Annotated in this window: 22 protein-coding genes; 15 read left to right on the forward strand and 7 right to left on the reverse strand. The window is 70.3% G+C overall.

Annotation, left to right across the window (positions count from 1 at the left end; genetic code table 11):
- The first annotated feature begins 5 nt into the window (after positions 1 to 5).
- A complete protein-coding gene (locus Q0C38_RS16945; RefSeq protein WP_291298297.1) occupies positions 6 to 1,571 on the forward strand; it encodes an ABC transporter substrate-binding protein in 1,566 nt (521 codons plus the stop codon).
- A 5-nt stretch (positions 1,572 to 1,576) separates the two neighbouring features.
- Positions 1,577 to 3,019, forward strand: a complete 1,443-nt coding sequence (locus tag Q0C38_RS16950; protein ID WP_291298298.1) for an amidohydrolase family protein — start codon at positions 1,577 to 1,579, stop codon at positions 3,017 to 3,019.
- An 88-nt stretch (positions 3,020 to 3,107) separates the two neighbouring features.
- On the opposite strand, the gene Q0C38_RS16955 is transcribed toward Q0C38_RS16950, so the two are convergent.
- On the reverse strand, positions 3,108 to 4,277 hold the full coding sequence (locus tag Q0C38_RS16955; protein WP_291298299.1) for a M20/M25/M40 family metallo-hydrolase: 1,170 nt from the start codon (positions 4,275 to 4,277) through the stop codon (positions 3,108 to 3,110).
- 64 nt (positions 4,278 to 4,341) lie between these two features.
- Between Q0C38_RS16955 and Q0C38_RS16960 the strand changes: the two genes are divergently transcribed.
- Positions 4,342 to 5,643 carry a M28 family peptidase gene (locus Q0C38_RS16960; protein WP_291298300.1) on the forward strand — a complete coding sequence of 434 codons (1,302 nt, stop codon included), beginning with the start codon at positions 4,342 to 4,344 and terminating at the stop codon, positions 5,641 to 5,643.
- A gap of 9 nt (positions 5,644 to 5,652) precedes the next feature.
- Here the strand turns inward: Q0C38_RS16960 and Q0C38_RS16965 are convergent, their stop codons facing one another.
- A complete protein-coding gene (locus Q0C38_RS16965; protein WP_291298301.1) occupies positions 5,653 to 6,069 on the reverse strand; it encodes a RidA family protein in 417 nt (138 codons plus the stop codon).
- A 197-nt stretch (positions 6,070 to 6,266) separates the two neighbouring features.
- On the opposite strand from Q0C38_RS16965, the gene Q0C38_RS16970 reads away from it, so the two are divergent.
- Genes Q0C38_RS16970 through Q0C38_RS16990 form a run of 5 tightly spaced genes read left to right on the forward strand, consistent with a single transcriptional unit; the run spans position 6,267 to position 12,365 of the window.
- Entirely contained in the window at positions 6,267 to 6,926 is a 660-nt protein-coding gene (locus Q0C38_RS16970) for a DUF1028 domain-containing protein (RefSeq protein WP_291298302.1), read from the forward strand.
- A 36-nt stretch (positions 6,927 to 6,962) separates the two neighbouring features.
- Positions 6,963 to 8,477 (forward strand): ABC transporter substrate-binding protein, encoded by a 1,515-nt coding sequence (locus Q0C38_RS16975; RefSeq protein ID WP_291298303.1) that lies wholly within the window; start codon positions 6,963 to 6,965, stop codon positions 8,475 to 8,477.
- Positions 8,478 to 8,495: 18 nt separating this feature from the next.
- Positions 8,496 to 9,455, forward strand: coding sequence for an ABC transporter permease (locus Q0C38_RS16980; RefSeq protein WP_291298304.1), 960 nt, complete (start codon positions 8,496 to 8,498; stop codon positions 9,453 to 9,455).
- Positions 9,452 to 10,306 (forward strand): ABC transporter permease, encoded by an 855-nt coding sequence (locus tag Q0C38_RS16985; protein ID WP_291298305.1) that lies wholly within the window; start codon positions 9,452 to 9,454, stop codon positions 10,304 to 10,306. Before Q0C38_RS16980 ends, Q0C38_RS16985 begins: the two co-directional genes overlap by 4 nt.
- On the forward strand, positions 10,299 to 12,365 hold the full coding sequence (locus Q0C38_RS16990; RefSeq protein ID WP_291298306.1) for an ABC transporter ATP-binding protein: 2,067 nt from the start codon (positions 10,299 to 10,301) through the stop codon (positions 12,363 to 12,365). Before Q0C38_RS16985 ends, Q0C38_RS16990 begins: the two co-directional genes overlap by 8 nt.
- Before the next feature lie 3 nt (positions 12,366 to 12,368).
- Here the strand turns inward: Q0C38_RS16990 and hutI are convergent, their stop codons facing one another.
- Together hutI and Q0C38_RS17000 are read right to left on the reverse strand one after the other, a co-directional pair.
- Positions 12,369 to 13,577, reverse strand: a complete 1,209-nt coding sequence (gene hutI / locus Q0C38_RS16995) for an imidazolonepropionase (protein WP_291298307.1) — start codon at positions 13,575 to 13,577, stop codon at positions 12,369 to 12,371.
- Between the two features lie 2 nt (positions 13,578 to 13,579).
- Positions 13,580 to 14,503: a GntR family transcriptional regulator gene (locus tag Q0C38_RS17000; RefSeq protein ID WP_291298308.1), complete on the reverse strand. Its 924-nt coding sequence runs from the start codon at positions 14,501 to 14,503 to the stop codon at positions 13,580 to 13,582.
- A 108-nt stretch (positions 14,504 to 14,611) separates the two neighbouring features.
- Between Q0C38_RS17000 and Q0C38_RS17005 the strand changes: the two genes are divergently transcribed.
- From Q0C38_RS17005 to Q0C38_RS17035, 7 genes are read left to right on the forward strand one after another with little or no spacing between them, the layout of a single operon-like run.
- Positions 14,612 to 15,424 carry an ABC transporter substrate-binding protein gene (locus Q0C38_RS17005; protein ID WP_291298309.1) on the forward strand — a complete coding sequence of 271 codons (813 nt, stop codon included), beginning with the start codon at positions 14,612 to 14,614 and terminating at the stop codon, positions 15,422 to 15,424.
- 52 nt (positions 15,425 to 15,476) lie between these two features.
- Entirely contained in the window at positions 15,477 to 16,208 is a 732-nt protein-coding gene (locus tag Q0C38_RS17010) for an amino acid ABC transporter permease (protein WP_291298310.1), read from the forward strand.
- A gap of 13 nt (positions 16,209 to 16,221) precedes the next feature.
- Positions 16,222 to 16,959 (forward strand): amino acid ABC transporter ATP-binding protein, encoded by a 738-nt coding sequence (locus tag Q0C38_RS17015; RefSeq protein WP_291298311.1) that lies wholly within the window; start codon positions 16,222 to 16,224, stop codon positions 16,957 to 16,959.
- Positions 16,956 to 18,086, forward strand: a complete 1,131-nt coding sequence (locus Q0C38_RS17020; RefSeq protein WP_291298312.1) for a M20 family metallopeptidase — start codon at positions 16,956 to 16,958, stop codon at positions 18,084 to 18,086. The genes Q0C38_RS17015 and Q0C38_RS17020 overlap by 4 nt, the downstream gene beginning before the upstream one ends.
- Positions 18,086 to 19,171, forward strand: a complete 1,086-nt coding sequence (locus tag Q0C38_RS17025; RefSeq protein WP_291298313.1) for a mandelate racemase/muconate lactonizing enzyme family protein — start codon at positions 18,086 to 18,088, stop codon at positions 19,169 to 19,171. The genes Q0C38_RS17020 and Q0C38_RS17025 overlap by 1 nt, the downstream gene beginning before the upstream one ends.
- Positions 19,168 to 20,328: a Xaa-Pro peptidase family protein gene (locus Q0C38_RS17030; RefSeq protein WP_291298314.1), complete on the forward strand. Its 1,161-nt coding sequence runs from the start codon at positions 19,168 to 19,170 to the stop codon at positions 20,326 to 20,328. Before Q0C38_RS17025 ends, Q0C38_RS17030 begins: the two co-directional genes overlap by 4 nt.
- Position 20,329: 1 nt before the next feature.
- The gene (locus tag Q0C38_RS17035; RefSeq protein WP_291298315.1) at positions 20,330 to 21,472 is read left to right on the forward strand and encodes a glutamine amidotransferase-related protein; all 1,143 of its coding nucleotides are present in this window, start codon (positions 20,330 to 20,332) and stop codon (positions 21,470 to 21,472) included.
- Here Q0C38_RS17035 and Q0C38_RS17040 read toward each other — a convergent pair.
- The 3 genes from Q0C38_RS17040 to Q0C38_RS17050 are packed head-to-tail and all read right to left on the reverse strand — an operon-like array spanning position 21,412 to position 24,670.
- Complete coding sequence (locus Q0C38_RS17040) at positions 21,412 to 22,752, reverse strand: MATE family efflux transporter (protein WP_291298316.1); 1,341 nt, start codon at positions 22,750 to 22,752, stop codon at positions 21,412 to 21,414. The genes Q0C38_RS17035 and Q0C38_RS17040 overlap by 61 nt on opposite strands.
- 24 nt (positions 22,753 to 22,776) lie before the next feature.
- Positions 22,777 to 23,688: an NAD(P)-dependent oxidoreductase gene (locus Q0C38_RS17045; RefSeq protein ID WP_291298317.1), complete on the reverse strand. Its 912-nt coding sequence runs from the start codon at positions 23,686 to 23,688 to the stop codon at positions 22,777 to 22,779.
- A gap of 16 nt (positions 23,689 to 23,704) precedes the next feature.
- Positions 23,705 to 24,670 carry a tripartite tricarboxylate transporter substrate binding protein gene (locus Q0C38_RS17050; RefSeq protein WP_291298318.1) on the reverse strand — a complete coding sequence of 322 codons (966 nt, stop codon included), beginning with the start codon at positions 24,668 to 24,670 and terminating at the stop codon, positions 23,705 to 23,707.
- Positions 24,671 to 24,727: the final 57 nt, after the last annotated feature.

The following is a 24,727-nucleotide window of genomic DNA, read 5'->3' on the forward strand; positions in this document are numbered from 1 at the left end:
ATCAGATGGCCGGGACCGTCCGATGCGCCGCCGCACTTCTCCTGGCACTCGCGACACCTGCCGCCGCGGCGGAGGTTACGATCGCGGTGGGCGGGGCCTTCACCTCGCTCGATCCGCACTTCCACAACCTCACGCCCAACAGCGCGCTGACGCAGCACGTGTTCGACAGGCTGCTGCATCCTGACCACAACCTCCGCCCGACGGCGGCGCTTGCCGAGAGCTGGGCGCCGATCGACGCGACGACGTGGGAGTTCAGGCTCCGCCCCGACGCCCGCTTCCATGACGGCACGCCGTTCACGGCCGACGACGTCGCCTTCACCTTCGTCCGCGTGCCCGCGGTGCCGAACAGCCCCTCGAGCTACGCGCAATACACCCGCCCGGTGCAGGAGGTGATCGTCGTCGATCCGCGCACGGTGCGGCTGCGCACGGCAGCGCCCTCGCCGCTCATCCCCGCGCTGATGCAGGCCCTGCCGATGGTTGGCCGCAGGCATGGCGAAGGCGCGACGACGGCCGACTACAACAGCGGCCGCGCGGCCATCGGCACCGGGCCGTACCGGCTCGTCTCCTTCACGCCGGGCGATCGCGCGGTGTTCGAGCGCAACGATGCCTGGTGGGGGCCGGCGCAGCCCTGGTCGAAGGTGACGGTGCGGCTGATCGCCAACGACAGCGCGCGACTGGCCGCGCTGCAGGCCGGCGACGTGCAGCTGATCGACCAGGTGCCGACGCGCGATGTCGCGACCGTGTCGCGCGACCAGCGCCTCGCGGTGTTCGCCGCACCGGGGGTGCGCAACATCTACCTCGCGCTCGATCACCGGCGCGACGATACGCCCTTCGTCACGGCGATCGATGGATCGCGCGTGGCGGCGAGCCCGCTGAAGGACGTGCGCGTCCGCCGTGCGCTGTCGCTTGCGATCAACCGGGCGGGCATCGTCTCGCAGGTCATGGATGGGCAGGCGGCGCCGTCGGGCCAGTTCCTGCCCGAGGGCGTGATCGGCCACGAGCCTGCGCTGAAGCCTGACGCCCATGACCCCGAGGCAGCGCGCCGGCTGCTGGCCGAGGCGGGTTTCCCGAACGGCTTCGCGCTCACGCTGCACGGGCCGAACGACCGCTACGTGAACGATGCGCAGATCATCCAGGCGATCGCGCAGATGTGGGCGCGCATCGGCGTTCGCACGCGCGTCGAGGCGATGCCGTCGGCCGTGTTCTTCGGCCGCAGCGCGCGGGACGAATTCTCGATCCAGCTGCTCGGCTGGGGCACGGGAACGGGAGAGCCGGACAGCCCCATGGGAGCGCTCATCGCCTCGCCCGACCGTGCGCGCGGGCGCGGCGGCACGAACCGATCGCTCTATGCCAACCCCGTGTTCGACGCGGTGCTCGACCGTGCGCTCGCCACGCTCGAGCTGCCGGCGCGCGAGGGGCTCTACCGCGAAGCCACGCGCGTCGCGATGACCGATCTCGCGATCATTCCGCTTCACCACCAGGTGAATATCTGGGCCGCCCGCCGCGGCCTTGCCTACACCCCGCGCAACGATGAGCGCACCCTCGCGATGGACCTGAAGGCAGCCCCATGACCGACATGACGACAACGCTTCTCCGCGGCGCCTCCTGGGCCGTCGTGTGGGACGGTTCCGCAAAGCGCCATGTGTATGCGCGCGATGTCGACGTGCTGCTCTCGGGCGGCCGCGTCGCCGCGATAGCGCCGGCGAGCGAGGCGCCGCCACCGCACGGCGCGAGGGCGATCGATGCACGCCAGATGCTGGTCATGCCCGGCCTCGTGAACGTGCACACGCACCCGACGTCGGAGCCGTCGTATCGCGGCATCCGCGAGGATCACGGCGTTCCCGAACAGCAGATGAGCGGCCTGTTCGAGCGCAGCCAGGCCTTCCGGCTTGACCGCGAGGGCAACGAGGCGGCGATGCGCCTTGCCTATGCCGAGCTCATGGGCGCCGGCGTCACGGCGGTGGTCGATCTCTCCTCCCCCTTCGAGGGGTGGATGGACGTGATGCGCCAATCCGGCCTGCGCGTTTGGGTGGGGCCCGGCTTTGCCTCCGCCCGCTGGGGCATGAGCGCGCCGCAATCGGTCGAGTGGCGGTGGGACGAGGCGCGCGGCCGCGCCGGGTTCCAGCGCGCCCAGGCCGTGATGGACGAGGCGGAGAGCGACGCGTCGGGCCTGCTGCGCGGCATCGTCTACCCCGCGCAGATCGATACGGTGGAGGAAGGCCTGCTGCGCGATGCGGCCGCACTCGCGGCCGAGAAGGGGCGGCCCTTCACGACGCATATCGCCCAGGCGGTGGTGGAGGTGCGCGAGATGGTGCGGCGCCACGGCACGACGCCCATCCAGTGGGCCGCCTCGCTCGGCCTGCTCAGCCCGCGCGCCATCCTCGGCCATGCCATCTTCATCGACGAGCATCCATCCATCGGCTGGCACACGGCGCGTGACCTCGGGCTGATGGCGGAGCATGGCGTCGCCGTGGCGCATTGCCCGTCGCCCTTCGCGCGCTATGGCGAGCACCTGAAGAATTTCGGCCGTTATCGTTCCCGTGGCGTGCGCATGGCAATGGGAACCGATGTGGCGCCCCACAACATCATCGAGGAGATGCGGCTTGCCATCCTGCTCGCGCGCAACGCAGGCCGTGACCTGCATGCGGCGGATACGGCGATGGTGTTCCATGCAGCGACCGTCGGCGGCGCTGATGCGCTGGGCCGGTCCGATCTCGGGCGGCTCCAGGTCGGGGCGGCGGCGGATGTCACGCTCGTCGATCTCGCGCATCCGCAGATGGCGCCACCGCGCGACCCGCTGCGCAGCCTCGTGTTCCACGCGGCCGACCGCGCGGTGCGGCACGTCTTTGTGGCAGGGAAGCAGGTGCTGGCCGACGGAAAGCCGACCATGCTCGATGTCTCGGAGGCCGCCGGCATCCTGGCGCAGAGTCAGGCGAAGATGCTGCGCGACAGCGGCCTCAACGACTATGCCGGGCGGGGCGGCGACCAGATCGCGCCGCTCAGCCTGCCGCTGTCGTGATCCCTATCCTGCTTCAAGCGCGCGAACTGCGCGCCGCTGCTGGTGCGGCGAGCCAAGCGGCCGGAGGCCGCGCCCGGCGCCTGAGGGCCTACGCGAGCTTCCTCCCCGACGCCGCGCTCGTGATGAGGTGGGCGAGAACGGCGGAGCGGGGGATGATGGAGGACACCTCCACCGTCTCGCGCCGGCTGCACGTGTCATGCGCGACGGCGCCGAGGCCATCGAGCGTCGGCACGCCAAGCCCTGCGGCAAAGGAACCGTCAGAGCCGCCGCGCGCGACCACCTCGTGGATCGGCTGGCCCATCGCCTTGCATGCCTCCTCGGCCCAGGCATAGAGCGTGCGCGTGCCCGGCGTCGTCGGGAAGGGCGGGCGGCCGAACCCGCCGGTGATGGCGATGCTCACGCGGGGATCGGCCGGCTTTCGTTCCGCGATCACACGCGCCGCGGCGAGCAGCCCGTCCGCCCCCGCCTTGTCTGGTGCGCGCAGGTCGAGGTGGATCTCCGCCTCGCCCGGAAACACCTGGCGCGCAGCGCCGCCGCGAAAGATGCCGACGGTCGCGGCGAGCCCGCGCGATGCATCCGTCAACGCCTCGAACTCGGCGACGAGGGGTGCGAGCGCGGAGACCGCCGAGGCCCCCAGCTCGCGATAGCTGCCGCAATGCGCCGTGACACCCGTTGCCGTGACGTAGAGCGCGCCGACGGCGCCGCGGCCGATCACCACGCCGCCATTCGGCCGGCACGGCTCAAGCGTGAGGCAGAGATCGGCATCGCGTGCGTGGCCCTCGATCCAGCCGCGGCTCTGCGGGCTGCCGATCTCCTCGTCCGGCACCACCAGCACGGTGATGGCGCCGAGCCCCTTCAGACCGGTGCCGAGCAGGTGGCGCAGCGTGAATAGCGCCATCACCACGTTCGTCTTCATGTCGCCCACGCCTGGGCCGGTGATACGGTCACCGTCGCGCGAGAACGGCCATTGCGCGACGGTTCCCGCCGGCCACACCGTGTCTGCATGGCCGAGGACGAGCAGGCGCGGGCCGTTGCCGAGGGTGAGCGTCGCCGTCATCTGGTCGCCGCGGCCGGGCAGGGGCTTGCGATCGACGGTGAAGCCCATCTCGGCGAGCATGCCGGCCCAGACATCAATCACGGCGTTCACGCCCGCGGCGTCATAGGTGCCGCTGTCGATCGAGACGACGCGCTCGGTCATCGCAAGGATGTGGGGCAGCAGCGGTGCGAGTGCTGCTTCGTGCACTTTCGGATCGATCATCGGTGTCTCCCGTGTGAGCGCGAGCGGTGGCATGCTGGTGGCGGTGACGCAAAGGAGCTTCGGCATGACGAACGAGGTATTGGCTGACGAAGTCCTGGCGCGCGTGCTCGGCCGCATCTGGGCCGAACGGCGCATCGTCGATGACTTCGCGGCACTGTGCGACTGCGGCGGCCGCTTTGCCGGAACCGAAAGCGAGGCGAAGGCACAAGCCTTCCTCGCAACAGCGCTGGCAGAGATCGCGCCGGTACGCCGCGAGACCGTCCCCTATCGCGGGTGGTCGCGCGGGCCCGCGCGCGTCGTGCTCGCCGATGGGGCGGCGCTTGACGCCGCCGCGCTGGTGCGCTCGCCGGCGACGGGCGAGGCTGGGCTTTCTGCCCCCCTGGTCGATTGCGGGCGTGGCCTGCCGGAGGATATCGCGCGGGAGGGGGAGCGGGTGCGAGGCGCCATCGTCCTCGTCCGCCACGAGTTCATGATCGGGCGCGACCACGTGCACCGGCGGAAGAAGTACGATGCCGCGCGCGCCGCCGGTGCCGCCGGCTTCCTGATCGCCAACCACGTTCCCGCCGCAGGCCCCGTCACGGGCTCCTCCGGCGATGGCGGGCCTGGGCACATCCCCTGCGCCGGCATCAGCCACGAGGCCGGCGCGCGCCTGGCGGAGCGTGATGGGCAGGTGGTGACGCTGCACGTGGCCGGAACGTTCCGTGAGACGGCCGCCCAGAACCTGTTTGGAACCATTCCGGGGCGTGGCGCGGGGCTGATCGTCCTCTCCGCGCATCTCGATGGGCATGACCTGGCCGAGAGCGCGATCGACAACGCCTCCGGCCTTGCCTGCGCGCTTGCGGCCGCGCGCGCGGTGGCGGATGTCGTTCCTGGGCTCGCGCACGGGCTCGAGGTCGCGTTCTTCACGATCGAGGAATGGGCGCTCGCAGGCTCCGCTGCGCATCTCGCTGCGATGGGGGAGGGGGAGCGCGCGCGGCGGAAGCTCAACGTCAATCTCGACAGCGTGGCGGGTGACGATGCGTTGACCGCGCTCACCTCCGGCGTGCCGGGCATGGCCGGGTTCCTGCGCGGCGCCCTCGCGCCCGCTGGCCTCTCGCTCGGCATCGCGCCGCGCTTCATGGGCAACTCCGACCACGCGAACTACCTCCGCGCCGGCATTCCCGCGTTCCGCCTCTGTGCGGGGTTCGAGCGGCCGCACACGCCGCTCTCCCTCCTGCTCACCCGCGCCGACACGCGCGACAAGGTGACCCCGCACCAGCTCAAGACCGCGGCCGCCGTCACCGCAACGATCCTGCTCGCGGCGTGCGGGGGCGAAGGTCTCCCGCCCCCGCTCGAGGTCGCGACGGCAGCGCGGCTGACGGCGTGAGGCCACGCGTCAGCCCTCGCCCTCCGGGATCACCGCGGTGATGTCGATCTCGACCAGCATCTCGGGGATGGCCAGGCCGGCGATGATCAGCCCCGTCATCACCGGAAACACGCCCTTCAGGTGCCGCCCGATCACGGGATAGACGAGGCCCCGATGCGCGCGGTCGAGGATGTAGATGTGCAGCTGGCAGATGTGCGAGAGCTGCGATCCTGCCTCCTCGAGCAGCACCTTCACGTTCCGCATCGCCTGTTCCGTCTGCGCCGCAGGGTCGCCGACGCCAACGAATTTGTTGTCGAGGTCGAACCCCGTCTGGCCGCGCAGGAAGACATGCCGGCCGGCGCGCACGACCATGCACACGTCATTGTCGAGCGCCTGTGGCCCGTAGACATCGCGCGTGTTGAACTTGCGCAAGCGCTCGTGTGCCATCATCACCTCTCCCGCTGGTGTTTGTTCCGGACATGATCGCAGCACCGAAGGCGAGAGCGCACAAGAGCCAGTGGTGGATGGGCCTCTCTCGCGCTGGGGGTGGACATTCGGCGCGGCTCCGCATTCAATGCGCGCGGGAGACCGAGCGCCGGCGATACGGCGCCGTAACGCCGGTTGCAAGCAGGGTTGTGGGGGCCATGACGTTCTCGCTTATCGGGCGGTGCGCGCGCACCGGCCAGTTCGGCGCCGCGGTGTCGACCTCGAATATCGCCGTGGGCTCGCGCGTGCCGTTCTGCGCGCCCGGCTACGGCGCGGTGTTGACGCAGCACCGCACCGATCCGCGCCTCGGCCCGCTCGGGCTCGCGCTGCTCCGCTCCGGCTGTACGGCGGAGGAGACGCTCGCAGCCCTCGTCGCCTCGACGCCCGATCATGACTGGCGACAGCTCGCCGCGATCGATGCCGCAGGGCGCACGGCGCATGTCCATGGTGCACGCGTGAAGCCCGCGCTCGGCGCAGGACACGCGAAGGACTGCGTGGCCATCGGCAACATCCTCGCCAATGATGGCGTGCCGACGGCGATGGCCGAGGCCTTCGCGGCCGATCCTGCCGCGCATCTCGCCGAACGTCTGCTGCGCGGCCTCGAGGCCGGGCTGGCGGCGGGCGGCGAGCATGGGCCCGTGTTCTCGGCGAGCCTTCTTGTTGTGGACAAGGAGGTGTTCCCGCTCGTCGATCTCCGCATCGACAGCGGCGCCGACCCGATCGCCCGGCTGCGCGCGCTCTGGGAGGAGTATATCCCCTGGATGGATGAGTTCGTCATCCGCGCGGTAACGCCGAACGCTGCCAAAGGATCATCGTGACGCGGAGGGGTTCCGCGCAACGAACAGGAGGCTTCGATGGTGAGACTGACGCGACGTGACCTTGGTGCGGCCGCACTCGCTGCACCCTTCGTCCTTTCCGGCAATGCCCGCGCGCAGGCCGGCGGCGGCACCTTCCGGATCGCGCTCGGCGCGTCGCTGCGCACGCTCGACCCGGCCAAGACCACGATCGGCGAGGAGTACATCTACGACAACCTCGTCTTCAACGGTCTCACGCGCATGCGCGAGGACCTCGTGGTCGAGCCTGAGCTTGCCGAGAAGTGGACCTTCAGCGACGATCTCAAGACCTGGACCTTCACGCTCCGCCGCGGCGTGAAGTTCCATAACGGTCGCGAGATGACCGCGCAGGACGTAATCGCCACCTACACGCGCATCCTCGATCCCGCGACCGCCGCGGCACCGCGCACCAACTACACGATGATCGAGAAGATGGAGGCGCCTGACCCCTACACGGTCATCTTCCGCCTCTCCTACGCCTATGGTGGGTTCGCCGACATCCTGTCGGACCGCCAGGTGAAAATCATCCCGCACGACCTGGTCGACCAGCTGGCCACCGCGCCGATCGGCACGGGCCCCTTCATGATGCGGAGCTATACGCCCGGCGACCGCATGATCCTCACCCGGTTCCCGGACTATTTCGAGGCCGGGCAGCCGCGCTTCGATACGGTCGAGCTCCGGATCGTTCCCGAGATGAGCGTGCGCATCGCCGCCCTCCAGGCCGGTGACATGGAGGTGGTGTGGGACATCCCGCCCGAGCAGGTGAAGCCGCTCGGCGGCAACAGCGGGCTGCGCGTGGAAAGCGTGCCGACGGGGTCGTGGGACGCGGCGATCATGAACAACGCGATCGCGCCGTTCAACGACATCCGCGTCCGCCGTGCCTTCCACATGGCGGTCGACAAGCGTGACGTGGTCGAGCTCGTGCTGTTCGGCGAAGGTGCGCCGACGCACAGCCCCATCCCGCCGAACCACCCATTCTTCGTGTCCGACATTCCCGCCAACCGGGCCGATCCGGCGGGCGCGCGCCGCCTGCTGGCCGAGGCCGGTCACCGCAACGGCGTGAAGGTGCCGCTCGTGATCCCCGTGGGCCGTCCGGTGCGCGAGCGTCTTGGCGTGACGCTGCAGCAGCTCGCCCGCCCCGCGGGCTTCGATATCGAGATCCAGCGCGTGCCCTTCGCCCGCTACAACGCCGAGGTGTCCGGCAAGGCGCCGTTCTACATCGACGGCTACTTCGCGCGGCCGACGCTCGATACCGGCACGCACCCGTTCCTGCACTCCGAGGGAAGCTGGAACCAGCGCCTCTGGCACTACAAGAACGCCGAGGTCGATCGTGCGCTGGCCGCGGCGCGGCTGACCGGCGACCCGGAGAAACAGAAGGTGGAGTACCTCGCGCTGCAGCGCGCGATGGTGGCGGATCCGCCGGGCTTCATCGCCTATTCGGTCAACTTCGCCTGTGCCTACCGCGCCAATGTGCGCGGGGTGAAGACGCACCCGATGCGCTGGTTCGATCTGCGCGCCGGCAGCATCGGCACCTGAAGCCCGGAGGCGGCGCGCATGGCCAGCTACATCGCGCGCCGCCTGCTCGCAGTGCTCGGCGTTCTCTGGGCGATGACGCTGCTGATCTTCGGCATCGTTCACCTCCTGCCGGGCAACGTCGCCTACATGATCCTCGGCGAGTACGCGACGGCAGAAGCCGTCGCCACGCTCGAGGCGCGGCTCGGGCTGAACGATCCGCTCTGGCTGCAATACTGGCGCTGGTTCAGCGGCCTGCTCGGCGGTGATTTCGGACGATCGCTGGTGATGGACCGCCCGGCCGGGCCGCTCATCGCCGATGCGCTCGCCCACTCCGCCATCCTGGCCGGCATCTCGATCGTGCTCGTCGCGATCATCGGCATCGCGCTCGGCATCCACTCTGCCGTGCACAAGGGAACGCTGTCGGATCGCGTGTTGACGCTGGCGCAGTATTTCTTCATCGCGGTGCCCGAGTTCTTCTGGTGCATCCTGCTGATCCTGCTCTTTGCCGCCTGGCTCGGCTGGCTTCCCGCCACCGGCTACACGCCGATCGGCGAGGGCGGCGTGCTGCGCTGGGCCACGCATCTGATCCTGCCGGTGTTCACCCTCGTCAGCGGCCTGATCGCGCATGTGTCGCGCCTCACCCGCTCCTCGATGATCGAGACGCTCGAGAGCGGCTACGTGCTGGCCGCCCGCGCGCGCGGCGTGCCGGAGGGGCGCGTGCTGCGCCGCCATGCGCTGCCGAACGCGCTGCTGCCGACCGTGACGGTGCTTGCCGTCGATGTCGGCATCCTGATCGGCGGTATTGTCGTCGTCGAAACCGTGTTCGCCTATCCCGGGCTCGGCAGGCTGCTGATCTTCGCGATCGAGAACCATGACCTGCCGCTGCTGATGGCCGGCATGATGGTGGTCACGACCGTCTATGCGGTCGCGAACCTGGTGGCCGACATCCTCTACGCCTTCCTCAACCCGCGCATCCGCTACGGGCGTGCCGCGGCATGAGCAGCATCGCCGCCCCGGGCGAGCGCGGCCGGTCACGCGCGCTGCCCTCCTCACTCGTCTGGGGCGGCATCGTCGTCGGCGCGATCGCGCTGCTCGCCATCATCGGCCCCTGGATCGCGCCGTATGACCCGGACGCGTTCTCGGTACGCGTGCGGCTTCAGCCCCCATCGGCGGCGCACTGGTTCGGCACCGACGAGTTCGGGCGTGACGTGTTCTCGCGCGTGCTTGCCGGTGCGCACTACTCGCTTGGCATGGGCTTCGGCGCCACCGCGCTCTCGCTCGTCCTCGGCATTCCGCTCGGGCTGATCGCCGCGTTCGATCGCGGCTGGCTGAGCGAGGCGATCATGCGCGCGGTCGACGTGCTGATCTCCGTGCCGCCCATCCTGCTCGGCCTTCTGGTCCTTGCCGTGACCGAGCCTGCGCTGTGGAAAACGATCGTCGCCGTCGGCCTCGTTTATGTGCCGATCATGACGCGCATCGTGCGCGCGGTCGGGCTCGGCCTTCTTGCCGAGGACTTCGTGCAGGCGGCACGTGCGCGTGGCGAGAGTGCCGCCTGGATCCTCGCGGCGGAAATTCTCCCGAATGCCTGGCCACCGATCATCGTCGAGACGGCGCTGCGCATCACCTTCGCGATCCTGCTCGGCTCCGCCCTCTCGTTCCTGGGCCTTGGTGCGCAACCGCCTGCGAGCGAGTGGGGCCTGATGATTGCCGAAAGCAGGCCGTTCATCGAGCAGGCGCCGTGGATCGGGCTCGCACCCGGCCTCTGCCTCTGCGTTCTGCTGATCGCGATCAACCTGCTCGGCGAGGGGCTTCGCGAACTGCTTGACCCAAGGCTGCGCGGCCGTGGCTGATCCCGGCCAGGCCGGCAAGGGGCCGCTGCTTGACCTCCGCGGCCTCTCCGTCAGCTACGCCACGGGGCGGGGGCAACTCGCCGCACTCCAGGCCATTTCGCTCGCGATCCCACGTGGCGGGGCGATGGGGCTGGTCGGCGAGAGCGGGTCGGGCAAGTCGTCGGTCGTTCTCGCCATCCTCGGCCTGCTGGGCGAGGGGGCGACGGTCGCGGCGGATGCCGCGCGGTTCGATGGCGAGGATCTGTTCGCGAACGCAGCGTCGCTGCGCGGCAGGCGCATCGGTGTCGTGTTCCAGGACCCTTCCGCCGCGCTGAATCCGGCGCTCACCATCGGGTCGCAGATCGCCGAGCCGCTGGTGCTGCACAAGGGGATGTCGCAGTCAGAGGCCGATGCGCGCACCATCGCGCTGCTCGCCGAGGTCGGCCTGCCGCGCGCGGAAACGGTGGCGCGCGCCTATCCGCACCAGCTGTCGGGCGGGATGAAGCAGCGCGCGGTGATCGCCGGCGCGCTGGCCTGCGAGCCCGATCTCCTGCTGCTCGACGAGCCGACGACAGCGCTCGACGTGACGGTGGAGGCACAAATCCTCGACTTGCTCGAGGGCCTGCGCGCGCGCCGCGGCCTCTCGCTGCTCCTCGTCAGCCACAATCTCGGCATCGTCGATCGGCTGTGCGATGACCTGACGGTCCTCTACGCCGGCCGCGTCGTCGAGCAGGGGGCGGCCACCACGCTGCTCGATATCCCCGCACATCCGTACACGCGCGGGCTGATGGGCGCGCTGCCGCGGGCCGACAAGGGCCGGATCGGGCGACTGGTGCCGATCCCCGGCGGCCTGCCTGACCTGACGAAGCCGGACCCGGGTTGCAATTTCCGCACACGCTGCGCCTTCGTCGAGCCGCCGTGCAGCGCGCCGCAGGCGCTCGTCTCGCCGCCCGGCGAGGAAGCGACCGGGCGGCTCGCGCGCTGCCGCAGGGCGGGGGAAGAGCTTGCCTGGCCGGTGCCGCCGCTGCCCGAACGCACGGTGCGCGGCGAGGGCGAGACGTTGCTCGAAGCCAACGCGCTGTCACGCAGCTTCGCGCTCGGCGGCTGGTTGGGCCGCGTCTCGTTCGCGGGAGGGCGGCCGCATCTCGCGCCACAGGCCGTGGTGCGTGCCGTCGATGGCGTCTCCCTTGTCGTGCGCAAGGGCGAGGTGCTTGGCCTCGTCGGCGAATCCGGCTGCGGCAAGACGACGCTCGGCCGCCTCGTGCTGCGGCTGATCGAGAGCGACGGCGGCACGCTGCGTTTTGCCGGCGAAACCGTACCGCAACGCCCGGGTGCCGGGTTCCGCCGCCGCGCGCAGATCGTGTTCCAGAACCCCGACAGCTCGCTCAACCCGCGCAAGACGGTGGCCGAGATCATCCGCCGCCCCGTCACGCTGTTCGGCATCGCGCGCGGTGCGGCGGCCGACGAGGAAGTCGATCGGCTGCTCACGCTCGTTCGCCTCTCGCCTGCCTATCGCGGCCGCTATCCGCACCAGCTCTCGGGCGGCGAGAAGCAGCGCATCGGCATCGCCCGCGCGCTCGCCAGCCAGCCTGATTTCCTCGTGTGCGACGAGGCCGTCTCGGCCCTCGATGTGTCGGTCCAGGCAGCGGTGCTGAACCTGCTCGATGACCTGCGCGACAGGCTCGGCGTCGCCTATCTCTTCATCAGCCACGACATCGGCGTGATCGCGCATGTCGCCGACAGGATCGCGGTGATGTATCGCGGCGGCGTGGTGGAGGAAGGGCCGGCCGCGGCGATCCTCAGCCCGCCATACCACCCCTATACCGAGGCGTTGCTGTCGGCGGTGCCGCTCGTCGGCGCACGCGGGCGGGCGGCGTCGCGCATCAGGCTTGCGGGGGATGTCTCGTCGCCGAGCGGGGCCGGCGGATGCCGCTTCGCGCATCGCTGCCCGCGCCGCATCGGGCCGGTGTGCGACGAGGTGGCGCCGCCGGTGATCGAGCCGGTGCCGGGCCACCGCATCGCCTGCCACCTGCCGCCGGAAACCCTCGCCGCCATGCCCCCCGCGCTCGGCGCTGCCTGAGCGTCAGGCCCGCCCCGCGCGCACCACTTGGCTGAGCGGATTGCCACCGAGCCAGTAGCAGAGCTCCGCCGGATCGGTGACGTTCCACACGGCAAGGTCGGCCGCGTATCCTTCGGCAAGCGTCCCGATCTCGCCCTCGCGCCCGAGCACGCGCGCAGCCTCAGCGGTGTAGCCGCGCAGCGCTTCCTCGGGCGTGAGGCGGAACATGGTGCAGGCGAGCGCGAGCACGAGCAACGGCGAGCGCGTGGGCGACGAACCCGGGTTGCAGTTGGTGGCCAGGGCCATGCGCACGCCGTGCTTGCGCAGCAGCGCCACCGGCGGCCGCTCCGCCTCGCGGAGGAACAGCGTCGAGCCTGGCAGCAGCACGGCGACGGTGCCTGCCTCAGCCATCGCCCTGATCCCGGCCTCGTTCGCGTATTCGAGATGGTCGGCCGAGCGCGCGCCGATGCCGGCAAGCCCGGCGGCGCCATCGACATCACGGTACTGGTCGGTGTGCCCGCGCAACGGCAGGCCGAGTGCTGCGGCCTTCGCGTAGAGGCGCAGCATCGCCTCGCGCGGGATGGAGAGGCCCTCGATGCCGCCATCGCACATGTCGGCCAGGCCTTCGGCCACGGCTTCGGGCAGAACCTCATCCGCGAGGAAGGTGATGAACTCCTCCGCTCGTCCGGCGTACTCGGGCGGGAGCGAGTGCGCGCCGAGGAACGAGGTGACGACGCGGATGCCCTCCTCGCGCCCGAGCCGGCGCGCGACGCGCAGCATGCGGAGCTCGGTGTCGCGATCGAGCCCGTAGCCTGACTTGATCTCGACCGTCGTGACGCCCTCGGCCATCAGGCAACGGAGGCGTGCGCGGGCGCTGTCCAGCAGCGCCTCCTCGCTCGCCGCGCGCGTCGCCCGCATGGTGGCGAGAATGCCGCCGCCGGCCTCGGCGATCTCGCGCCGCGTGGCACCGCCAAGGGCTGCGCGAAACTCGCCGATCCTGTCGCCGCCGAACACGAGATGGGTGTGGCAATCGACGAGGCCTGGGGTGACCAGCGTTCCCGTCGTGTCATGCACGGCGCGGGCAAGGGTCGTTGCGGGCGCGGGGAGGGCGGCGGCGGGGCCGATCCAGGCGATGCGGCCGTCCTTCGCCGCAACGGCCCCTGCCTCGATCAGGCCGACCCCGTTTCCCTGCATCGTGGCGATCGTGCCGCCCGTCCAGATCGCGTCCCACATGCTCAGCCTCCTGCGATACGGCGGCGCCGTGCCGTTGCCGCAATGACCGGCTGCGCGGCGGCGATTCCGAGATGCCGGCGCATCGCCTCGGCCGCCGCCATCATGTCAGACTGCTCGATCAGCGCGAGGATGGCCAGATGCTCGGCGATCCAGGCGCGGACGCGCGCGACGTCGCTGTAGCTTGCAAGCTCGAGCAGGCGGCGGAGGACGTTCTGCTGGCGGACGTTCGCGAGGATGAAGGGGTTGCCCGACATTTCCGCGAGCGCTTCGTGGAACGTCACGTCGATCGCGAAGATTGCCGCCGCGTCCGGTCGCGGCTGGCCGATCCACCGCGTCGCGGCGGCATGCTCCTCGCGCAGCCGCGCGATCGCCGCCGCATCGGTGCGGAAGCCTGGCAGCAGCAGCGATGCGGGCTCGATCGCGCTGCGAAGCTCGAAGGCCGCGCGGCGCGATGCCTCGCCCTCCAGCGTCGGCGTGAAGGCCCAGCCCTGGCCGGGGGCGGGCGCGATCAGCCCCTCATGGTGCATGCGCGTCAGCACGCGTGCGAGCAGCGGGCGGCCGGCGCCGTAGCGGCGGGCGAGCGTGGCTTGCGCGAACGTCGCGGGAAGGCGGCCGGCGATCCTGTCCCGCACCATCGCAGCATGGAGCGACGCCTCTGCCGTATCGGGAGCGGCAAGCCGCGCCTCGGCAAGGTGGCGGCCGGCCGCGGCGAGCACGAATCCGCGATCGGCATGCGGAACGACATATCCGGCATCCGCCAGCCGCCGCAGCGCCGCACGCACCGGCGTGCGCGACACCCCGAGTGCTGCGGCCAGTTCGAGCTCCGTCATGCGGTGGCCGCGCCGCCAGCCCTCGATGCGTGCGCGGCGCAGGATGGCGGCGGCGAGTGCCGTATGGCGGGCCTCGGCGGCTTCGTGTTTCCCCATGGACAGGATTGTATGGAATGTGACAGCTTGAACAACAGCAGGAAATCGCAATCACGGCCACAATCCGATCCGGCGCAACGTCGCCGCGCACCGAGGGGAGACCCGACCATGCCTCGCCCATCCATCGTCCGGCGCGCCCTGCCAGCGCTGCTCCTCGCGTTCGCCGCCCTCGCCCCGCGCGCGGAAGCGCAAGCGCCACCACTGTTGACGCCGGGCAAGCTCACCTACGGGGTGGCAGCGACCTTCGCGCCCTTCGAGTACATGGTCGACGGCAAGTATGTCGGCTTCGACATCGAGTTCGGCGAGGCGATCGCCAGGAAGATGGGGCTTGAGCCCGTCATCATGAACATCGAGTTCCGCGGGCTGATCCCGGCGTTGCAGGGCAGGCGCATCGATATCATCAACAGCGCGATGTACATCAACCCGCAGCGTGCCGAGCAGGTCGACTTCATTCCGTACATGCGCATCGGCAACCAGATCATCGTGCGCAAGGGCAACCCGCTCAACATCCGCTCGCGCGACGATCTCTGCGGTCGTCGGGTTGCCGTCACGCTTGGCGGCATCCAGGAAACCTATGCGCGGCAGGACAACGAGAAATGCGTCGCCGCCGGCCGCCCGGCCGTGACGGTGATGACCTTCCCCACCGCGCAGGACAGCACGCTCTCGGTGCGCCAGGGCAGGGCGGATGCGCATTTCGACAGCACGCCCGGTGCCGCGAAGCTGACGAGCGAACTGCCCGATGTGTTCGAGGTTGCCGGTGACGTGTTCGAGAACAACACGCAGATCGGCATCGCGGTACGAAAGGGCGAGGCTGCCCTCAAAACTGCCATCGAGGCGGCAATCGCCCAGGTGGTGGCTGACGGCACGTATGTTCGCCTGATGCAGAAATACAACCTGCCGCTGACAGGCAACATCTTCTGATCCTTCGTTCCAGGGAGTCGGGGGCGCCTATGCGCGGCGCTCCCGACATGCAATGCCGCTCGACGCGCCAGACCTGATCCTCAGCTACCTGACGAGCGCGCGCTTCTTCCAGGCGGCGCTGATGACGATGCTGATCAGCCTTGCCTCGCTGTTCTGGGGCATGGTGGCGGGCCTGGTCGTTGCCCTCCTCCAGGAATCGCGGTTCGCGGTGATGCGCGGGATCGCGGTCGCGTATCTCTGGTTGTTCCGCGGCACGCCGGTGCTGTTCCAGCTGATCTTCGTGTTCAACGTCCTGCCGTCCTTCGGCATCGTGCTGTCAGGCTTCGCCTGCGCCGTCCTTGCCCTCGCGCTGAACGAGGGTGCGTACATGGCCGAGATCATGCGCAGCGGCATCCGCGCCGTCGGTCGTGGACAGCGGTCGGCTGCGCGTGCGCTCGGCATGCGCGAATGGCAGGTGATGCGCTGGATCGTGCTGCCGCAGGCGATGCGCATCATCATCCCGCCGATCGGCAACCAGTTCATCGGCATGCTGAAGCTCTCGGCGCTTGTCTCGGTCATTGCGGTAGAGGAACTCCTTCTGGTGGCGAACCAGACGGCCTCGGCCAATTTCCGCTACCTCGAGGCGCTGACGGCCGCCGGCATCTACTATCTCGGCATGACGACGGTGTTCATGCTCGTTCAATGGGGCATCGAGAACGCGATGCGCCGGCGTGGCCGCCGCTCCGGGCGCAGCCTGACCCAGGCTTTCCTCGGCGCGACGGCCGATACCGGTCGCGTCCGATGATGGGCCGCGTGCGATGAGCGAGGCGGTTCTCACCGCGACCGCAATCCAAAAATCCTTCGGCACGCTCGCCGTGCTGAAGGGAGTGGACATCACCGTCGCGCGCGGCGAGTGCCTCGTCGTCATCGGGCCATCGGGGTCGGGGAAATCGACGCTGCTGCGCTGCCTCAACCTGCTCGAGCCGATCCAATCGGGCCGCATCGTGTTCGAGGGCGATGACATCACCGATGCCGGGCGCGCCGCGCATCGCGTGCGCCAGCGCATCGGCATGGTGTTCCAGAACTTCGAGCTGTTCCAGCACCTCACGGCGCTCGACAACGTGGCCCTCGCACCGGTGCGCGTGCGGGGCGAGGATGCGCGGCGTGCGCGTGACCGTGCACGCGCGCTGCTCGCCAAGGTGCATCTCCCCGACAAGGCCGATGCCTTCCCCGATGAGCTCTCGGGCGGGCAGCAGCAGCGTGTGGCGATCGCGCGGGCACTTGCGATGGAACCCGCCGTGATGCTGTACGACGAGCCGACCAGCGCGCTCGACCCCGAAACGGTCGGCGAGGTGCTGCAGGTGATGCAGGAACTCGCCGAGGAGGGGATGACGAGCATCGTCGTCACGCACGAGATGGGCTTCGCACGCCGCGTGGCCGACCGCGTGATGTTCATGGACCAGGGCGAGGTTCGCCACGCCGCGCCGACCGCTGATTTCTTCGGTACCGATGTGCCAGAGCGTGTGGCCCGCTTCCTCGGGCGGCTGGAGACATGAGCGTCACCGATACGCTCGCGCGCCTCGTCGCGTATGACACGCAGAACCCGGGGCCGGGCGAGGGTGAATGCGCTCCCTGGATTGCCGGGCGCCTTGCAGCACTTGGGGCGGAGGTGACGATCGACGGCTTCGCGCCAGGCCGGCCGAACGTGATAGGGCGCATCGCCAACGGTCCCGGCCCAGTGTTCGCGTTCAACACGCACATGGACGTGGTGCCCGCCGGCGAGGGGTGGTCGGGCGATGCCTTCACGTTGCGTGAGCGTGATGGACACCTGGTCGGCCGCGGTGCCTGCGACGCCAAGGGCTCACTTGCGGCGATGCTGCACGCGATGGAAGCGCTCGCCGCCGATCGCGCCACATGGTCGGGCACGCTGCTCGGCGTGTTCGTGGCCGATGAGGAGGTGTCGTCACGCGGCGCGAAGCACCTGGCATCGACGCGGCCCGGCATCGACTTCGTGGTCGTCGGCGAGCCTTCCGGCAACGCGCCCATCATCGCGCACAAGGGAAGCCTGCGCCCGCGCGTCGTCGTGCGTGGGCGGACGGCGCATTCGGGAACGCCAGATCTCGGCCTGAACGCGATCTATCAGGCCGGGCTCCTGCTGCCGCGCATCGCCGCTCTGCACGCGCGGCTCCGCGACATCGTCCACCCGCTCGTGGGCTCGCCAAGCCTGACGGTGACGCGCGCCGAGGCCGGCATCGCCGACAACATCGTGCCTGACCGGTGCGCGCTGCTGCTCGATCGTCGCCTCGTGCCCGGCGAGACGGAGGGAGATGCGGTCGCGGTGATCGAGGCCATGCTCGCCGAGGCGGCAGCGGACGGCATCACCGCCGCGATCGAGGCGCTCGTGCCGACGACCGGCGGGCCAGCCGAGACGAAGCCCGATCACCCCATCGTCGCCGCGGCTCTCGTTGCCGCCGCGCGCCACGGCGTTGCCGATCCGACGCCGGCGGGCTTCCAGGGGGCCTGCGATTTCGTGCATTTCCGCAACATCGGCGCCGAAGGCGTCGTGCTCGGCCCCGGCGACCTTGCCGTCGCGCACAAGCCGGACGAGTTCGTGCCGCGCGCGGCACTCGAAGCGGCCGTCGGCATCTACGCCGACATCGCGCGCGCGATGCTGGCGCGCTGATGCCGCGCCGCATCACCCTCTCGCGGATCACGCTGCGCTATGCCGACAAGCTTGTGCTGCACACCGCCTCCTCAGGCACCGTGCCGGGGCTCGATGAGCTTCGCCTCGTCATCCACCAGGACGGCGCGCTCGCCGGCATCGGCGCGAGCCGCATCAACATCCGCTACCTCAACGGGCTCGATCCCGAGATGCTCGCGCGTGATGCCGTCGCACTCTGCCGGTCATTGCGCTGGCAGTGCGAGCCGGAAGCCGTGCTTGCCGATTGCGATGCGGCGAACCCGCCCGGTCCTCTGCGCATGCTGGTCGAGATGGCCGTACGCGATGCCGAGGCACGCATCCGCGACGTTCCGCTCGCCGTGCTGCTTGGCGGCGCGCTGGAGCTGACGACGCACACGAACCAGACGCTGTTCTGGACCGACGATGCCGCGATGCTCGCGCGCGCCGGTGCCTACCTCGCGCGCGGCTTCTCCGACCTCAAGCTTCGCGTCGGCGCCGGCACGATCGATGACGATCTTCGCCGCCTTGCCCTGCTGCGCGGCCTCGCGCCGGAGGCCACCCTGTCCGCCGACGCCAACGGGCGGTGGACGGTCGAGGAGGCGGAAACCTTCATTGCCGGCGCCGCGCCGCTCGGCCTCGTCTCTCTCGAACAGCCACTCGCGCCCGGCGAGCGCGCGGGACTCGCGCGGCTCACGGGCACCACGATCATCCTCGACGAGGAGATGGCGAGCGACGAGGCGGTCGCCTGGCTCGCCGCCACGCGTGCTGCACCTGTCGCGCACCTGAAGCTGACCAAGCTCGGCGGCATCGACAGGGTGATGGCCGCCGCGCGCCAGCTTGCCGACGCCGGCGTCGGGATCATGGTTGGGCAGATGAACGAGGGCGTGCCAAGCACGCTTGCCGCGGCGCACGTCGCCATGGCGCTCGGCGCCTCCTTGCGCGAGCTCTACGGCGCCGACCTGATGGTGGGCGATCCGTGCGGCGCGCTGCACTACGACCAGGGGCGGTTGCATGTTCCGCCTGGTGCTGGCCTCGGCATCGCCGAGGTGGCGGAGGCTGGCGAGATCCTGTGGGAGCAGACGGTATGACCGAGATGGAACGCGGCATCGAGAGCGCGTTTCCGCGCACCGAGTACGAGGCACGATGTGCACGCGTGCGCGAAGGCCTCGCTGCACGCGGGCTCGATGCTGCCGTGTTCACGGGGCCGGAGAACATCTTCTACCTCACCGGCCAGCAGACGCCTGGGTACTACACCTTCCAGTGCCTGATCTTCCCGGCAGACGGCGAGCCGCTGTTCCTTCTGCGCCAGCTCGAACTCACCAACTTTCTGCGCAACACATTCCTGGAGCGGTATGAGACGTACGGCGACGGCACCACGCCCGCCGGCCTCGTTGTCGAGACGCTGAGAAAATCCGGGCTTTCGGGCAAGCGTGTCGCGATCGAGAAGGGCGGCTGGTTCCTGCCGATCAGCTTCTTCGAGGCGCTTTCCGCCGCCCTGCCGCGCATCGAGGATGCGACGGGCATCGTCGAGACGCTGCGGCGCGTGAAGTCACCGTCCGAGATCGCGGCGCTGGAGGAAAGCGGGCACCAGGCCGATGCGGGCATCGCTGCCGGCATCGCCGCGGTGCGCGAAGGGGTGAGCGAGAACGACGTGGTCGCTGCCATGATGCACGCCGCCATCGCCGCGGGTGCGGAGTACATGGGGATGGAGCCGCTGGTGTCGTCCGGCCCCCGCTCCGGCGTGCCGCATGCGACGTGGCGTCGACGCACACTGGTGCGCGGCGATGCTGTGTTCCTCGAGATGTCGGGCTGCTTCAACCGCTATCACACGGGGCTGATGCGCACCGCCTGGCTCGGCGAGCCGCCGAAGCTCGCGCGTGAGCTCGAGGCCGTGGTGCAGGAGGCGCTGGCCGCCGTGCTCGACACCGCGAAACCCGGCGTGACCTGCGCCGAGGCGCATCGCGCGGCGCAACGTGTCATCGATCGCGCCGGCATGACGGAGCGCTACCGCAAGCGCAGCGGCTACTCACTCGGCATCTCCTTCGCGCCGGATTGGGGTGAGTGGCAGGTGCTGTCGCTGTTCGAGGGGATCGACGTTCCGCTCGAACCCGGCATGTGCTTCCACGTGCCGACGGCGCTGCGCGAGTACGGCGTATTCACCGTGGCACTCTCTGAGTCGATCGTGATCACCGAGACCGGCTGCCGCGTTCTCGGCACCGTGCCGCGGCGCATCGCGGTGGTGTGAGATGGGCACGCGCGTCGCCATCATCGGCAACGGGGCGCAGGCGATCGCGGCGGCGGCCGCGATCGCAGCTGCGGCGCGCGCGGAGGGAAGGCGCGTGACCGCGCGCGCGGCCGTACCTGTGGCGCGCGATGCGCCCGAGCACGAGTTCGTTGCAGCCCATGGCGCGCTGTGGCGAAGCGAGCTGGCGCTGCTCGAATGGGCGACGGGGTGTGCGCTCGCGCCGCCAGGGGTGGATGAGGACGCCGATCTCGTCGTTTTCACGAGCGACGACGCCAGGGCCACGGTGCGGCTTTCGGCCGACGAGGTGGCGGTGGTGCATGACGGCGCCGCGCCGCACCTGGCGGAGCCTGTTCGCGCGATCGGCCTCGGGGTCACGCTGCCACTCCGCTGCCGCCCCGCATCGTTGCGGATCGGCATCATCGGCGATGGGGCGCGGATGCTCCGCCACTACCCTGCCGTGCTGCTCGCGTTGCAGGCAGCCGCGGCGCGCGCAGGGCTTGCCGTGATGCCCGTGTTCGTTTCCGCCGCCACGATGCTGCGCGAAGGATTGCCGCCCGGCCTTGATGGCCTCGTCCTGCCGGGCGGGGCCGACATGGGCCAGGTGGCGGCGCAGGTGCTCGCTGCCGATACCGCCTTCGCGGCTGACCTGCCGCTGCTCGGCCTCTGCCTTGGCATGCAAAGCATGGCCACCGCTGCGATGCGTCGAGGTGGCGCGGCAAGCGCGATGCCGGAGGAGGTGGTGGGCCCCGGCGAAGGGCGCAGTTTCGCGATCATGCGCGATGCCGCCGGTGCCGTGCGCCACAGGCTCGGCGATACCGCGCTCGCACCCAGTGCCGGCTCTCGGCTTGCATCGCTCGCGCCCATGGGAACGCCCGTGCGGATGCATCATCGCTACGCGCTGAATGCCGCGCTCACGCCGGCGCTCGCCTCAGGCGGGCTCGTGGTGTCGGCGCTGAGCGAGGATGGCATCGCCGAGGCGGTCGAGGCGCCTGGGCGTCGCTTCCATCTCGGCCTCCAGGGCCATCCGGAGCTCGGCGTCGCACTGGGCCTCGCCGCGATCTGGGACGGGTTCGTCGCCGCCGTTCAGACGCGGCGGGCTGACCATACGCCGGGGCGGACCGACGAGGCGACGATCAGCCCGTAGCTCGCGAGCCCTGCCGAGACGGCGGCGAACAGCCCGCCGAGGCCGAAACGATCCCCTGCCCACATGCCGCCCAGCACCGCGACGGAGATGCGCGCGAGGCTCGCGATGAAGGGAATGCGCATCCGCCCCGCTCCCTGCGAGGCGAAGTAGAGCGCCATGCCGACACCGAGGGCCGCGAAGGACGGGCCCACCACGACGAGGTAGAGGCGGATGGCGGCCTGAACGTCGGCGTCGGTCGCGAAGGCGTTCGCGAAGGGGCCGGGTGCGAATGTCACGGCAGCACCGATCATCCCGGAGATCGCGCCGGCGAGCACAGCGCCGCGCCAGGCGGTGGTGCGCGCGCCCGCCCAGTCACCGGCGCCGACGCGCATGCCGACCAGCGCGGTGAGCGCCGCGCCGATGCCGTAGGCCAGCGGGATCATCAGGAACTCGAGCCTGACGCCGACGCCGTAGGCAGCGATCGCGGCCGAGCCATGGCGTGAGACCAGCGCGGTGACGAGGACGGTGGTGAGATTGGCGATCGAGGCCATCGCCGAGGCGATGAGGCCGACCGAGAGGATGCGCCGGAACAGTGCCGCATCGAGCCGCGCGCGCAACGAGGGCATGAAGCCCGCCCCGCCGCGCCGGATCACGATCACCATGGCGATGCAGGCAACAAGGAAAGTGAGCACATAGGCGATGCCGGCGCCGGCGATACCGAGGCTCGTCTGCGTCAGCAGCGTGATGGAGACCGCTGCATCGAACGCCCAGGCCACCAGCATGATGTTGGCGGGAAGCCGCATGTTGCCGGCTCCGCGCAGCACCGCGCCGAGCGTGTTGGCGAGCCAGACGAGGACGCTGCCGGCGAAGATGACGCGGGCATAGGCCGTTGCGTGCGCGACGGCCGCTTCGCTGCCGCCCATCGCGACGAACAGCGACGGGCCGAAGGCCTCGATCACCACGGTGAAGAGCAGTCCCATCGCAATGCCGATCAAGCCTGCGTGGAGCACCAGCGCCGAGGCTTCGTCACGCCGGCCGGCACCGAGCGCGCGTGCGATGGCGGAGGAGACGCCGCCGCCCATCGCACCGGTCGACATCATCTGCATCAGCAGCAGCAGCGGCAGCACGAGCGCGTAGCCGGCGAGCACCTCGGTGCCGAGCCGGCCGATGAAGGCGACCTCGAGTGTCTGGCACGCCGCCTGGGCGAAGGCCACCGTGACGGTCGGCAACGACAGGCGCGCGATGCGGCCGTAGGGCGCTGGAGACGGGGGGCTGGGCGGCTGCATGAAGGGTGCGAGCATCACCCGCCATCGCCGCCGCGCCAATCACCCTTTCAGGCGCGGCAGCCCTGACAGTTCCGCGACGACCTGGCCGATCACGGTGCAATCCTGGTCAGCGCGGCCCTGGTTGGCGATCGCCTCGAACATCTGCGCCGCATGTGCGGTGGCGGGCGCGAACACGCCATGGGCCTGCACCGCCTCGAGCGCGATGCGGATGTCCTTCCGCATCAGGCTGGCGCGGAAGGCGGGCGGGGAGAAGCTCTCCTTCAGCATGCGCACGGCGTGGTTCTCGAGAACGGCCGAGCGTGCGCTGCCGCCGAGCAGCGCCTGGCGCATCGCCTCGACATCGAGGCCCGCCTTTGCGCCAAGGGCGAGGCCTTCCGCCGCCGCCTGCATCGCCGCGCAGATGATGAGCTGGTTCGCCGCCTTGCACACCTGGCCCGAGCCCGCCGGGCCGAGATGGGTGATGGTTCTGCCCACCGCCGCGAACAGCGAGGCCGCCGTATCGAACGCCGCGCGATCGCCGCCCACCATGCAGGTGAGCGTTCCCTCCGCCGCACCCTTCGGCCCGCCGGAGACGGGGCTGTCGAGCAGCGCGACCCCCTGTTCGGCAAGCCGCGCGGCGAAGGCAGCCGCGGGTGCCGGCGCGATGGTCGAGAAATCGATCACGATCGCGCCCTCTGCCAGGCCCGCCGCGGCGCCGTTCTCGCCGAACAGCACCGCAGCCACGTCGGATGCATCGGGGACGCAGAGGCAGAGAGCGCGTGCCCCCTGCACGGCCTGGGCCGCCGTCGGTGCCCAGGTGGCACCGGCAGCGACCAGCGCATCGGCGCGTTCGCGCGTCCGGCTCTGCACCACGAGGCAGAATCCGGCGCGGGCGACGTTGGCGGCCATCGACGCCCCCATCGTGCCCAGCCCGATGAAGGCAACCGTGTCGCCGGCGGCAAGCGGTGTCATGCGTTGTCCTGTTGCCTCATGTGGTGCGGATCGCGGCGCTGATGCGGTCGAGCAGCTCATCCATCGCGTGCTGGAAATCCGGGCCGGTGGCGTAGCCGTCAGGCTCGCCGGTGCGCGCCATGAACTGCTTCCATGCGTCCGACGCCATCGCCTGGCGCATCCGCTCATGGTGGTAGGTGACCATGGCATCGGTGATGCCGGCGGGCCCCACCCAGCCCTTCATGTTCTCGACCAGCACGGGAAAGCCGAGCTCGCGGAGCGTCGGCGCGTCGGGGTAGGCAGGCGCACGCTCGGCGGACGCGACGGCGAGAACCCGGAGATCGCCGGATGCGACGAGGCCCGCCATCTCCTCCGGTGCCGCGACTGACACGTCGACCTGCCCGGCGACGACGGCCTGCAGGCTCGGCCCGCCGCCCTGGAAGGGAACGTGCAGGAACTGCACGCCGGCAGCGCGACCCAGTACGATGAAGAGGCTGTGCGACAGCGTTCCGGCCCCGGCAGAGGCATGCGTTACCGCCTCCGGCTTCTCCTTTGCCGCGGTGATCACGTCGGCCATCGTGCGGAAGCGGCCATTGCCCTTGGCGACGATGAACTGCCCGTTGCGCGTGAGGCGGATGATGGCGCGGAAGCCCTTCTTCGGGTCGTACGGCACCGCGCGGTGAGCGGGGATCGACGTGCTCTCCGATCCGCCGGCGAGCAGCAGCGTGTGGCCATCGGCCTCGGCGCGGGAGACGAACTCGGCAGCGATTCCGCCGCCGGCGCCGGCCCGGTTCACCACCACGAGCGGCTGCGGGTAGAGCGGTGCGGCGGCCTGGGCGATCACGCGCGCGATCACGTCTGACCCGCCGCCAGGCGCGAAGCCGACGATGAGCTGGATGGGCCGGGTCGGCTGCCATGCCGCCTGCGCGCGGGCGGCGGGCGTGGCGACGAAAGGCGCGGCGATGAATGGGGCCGCAAGCAGGGAGCGACGATGCAATGTCATGGCGATCCTCCGTGTCCTTCCCGGCGCGTCATGCCGCGCACCGTGTTGCACCGAACC

Source organism: Elioraea sp., assembly GCF_022842375.1.
In the GTDB taxonomy this organism is placed as follows: Bacteria; Pseudomonadota; Alphaproteobacteria; order Acetobacterales; family Acetobacteraceae; genus Elioraea_A.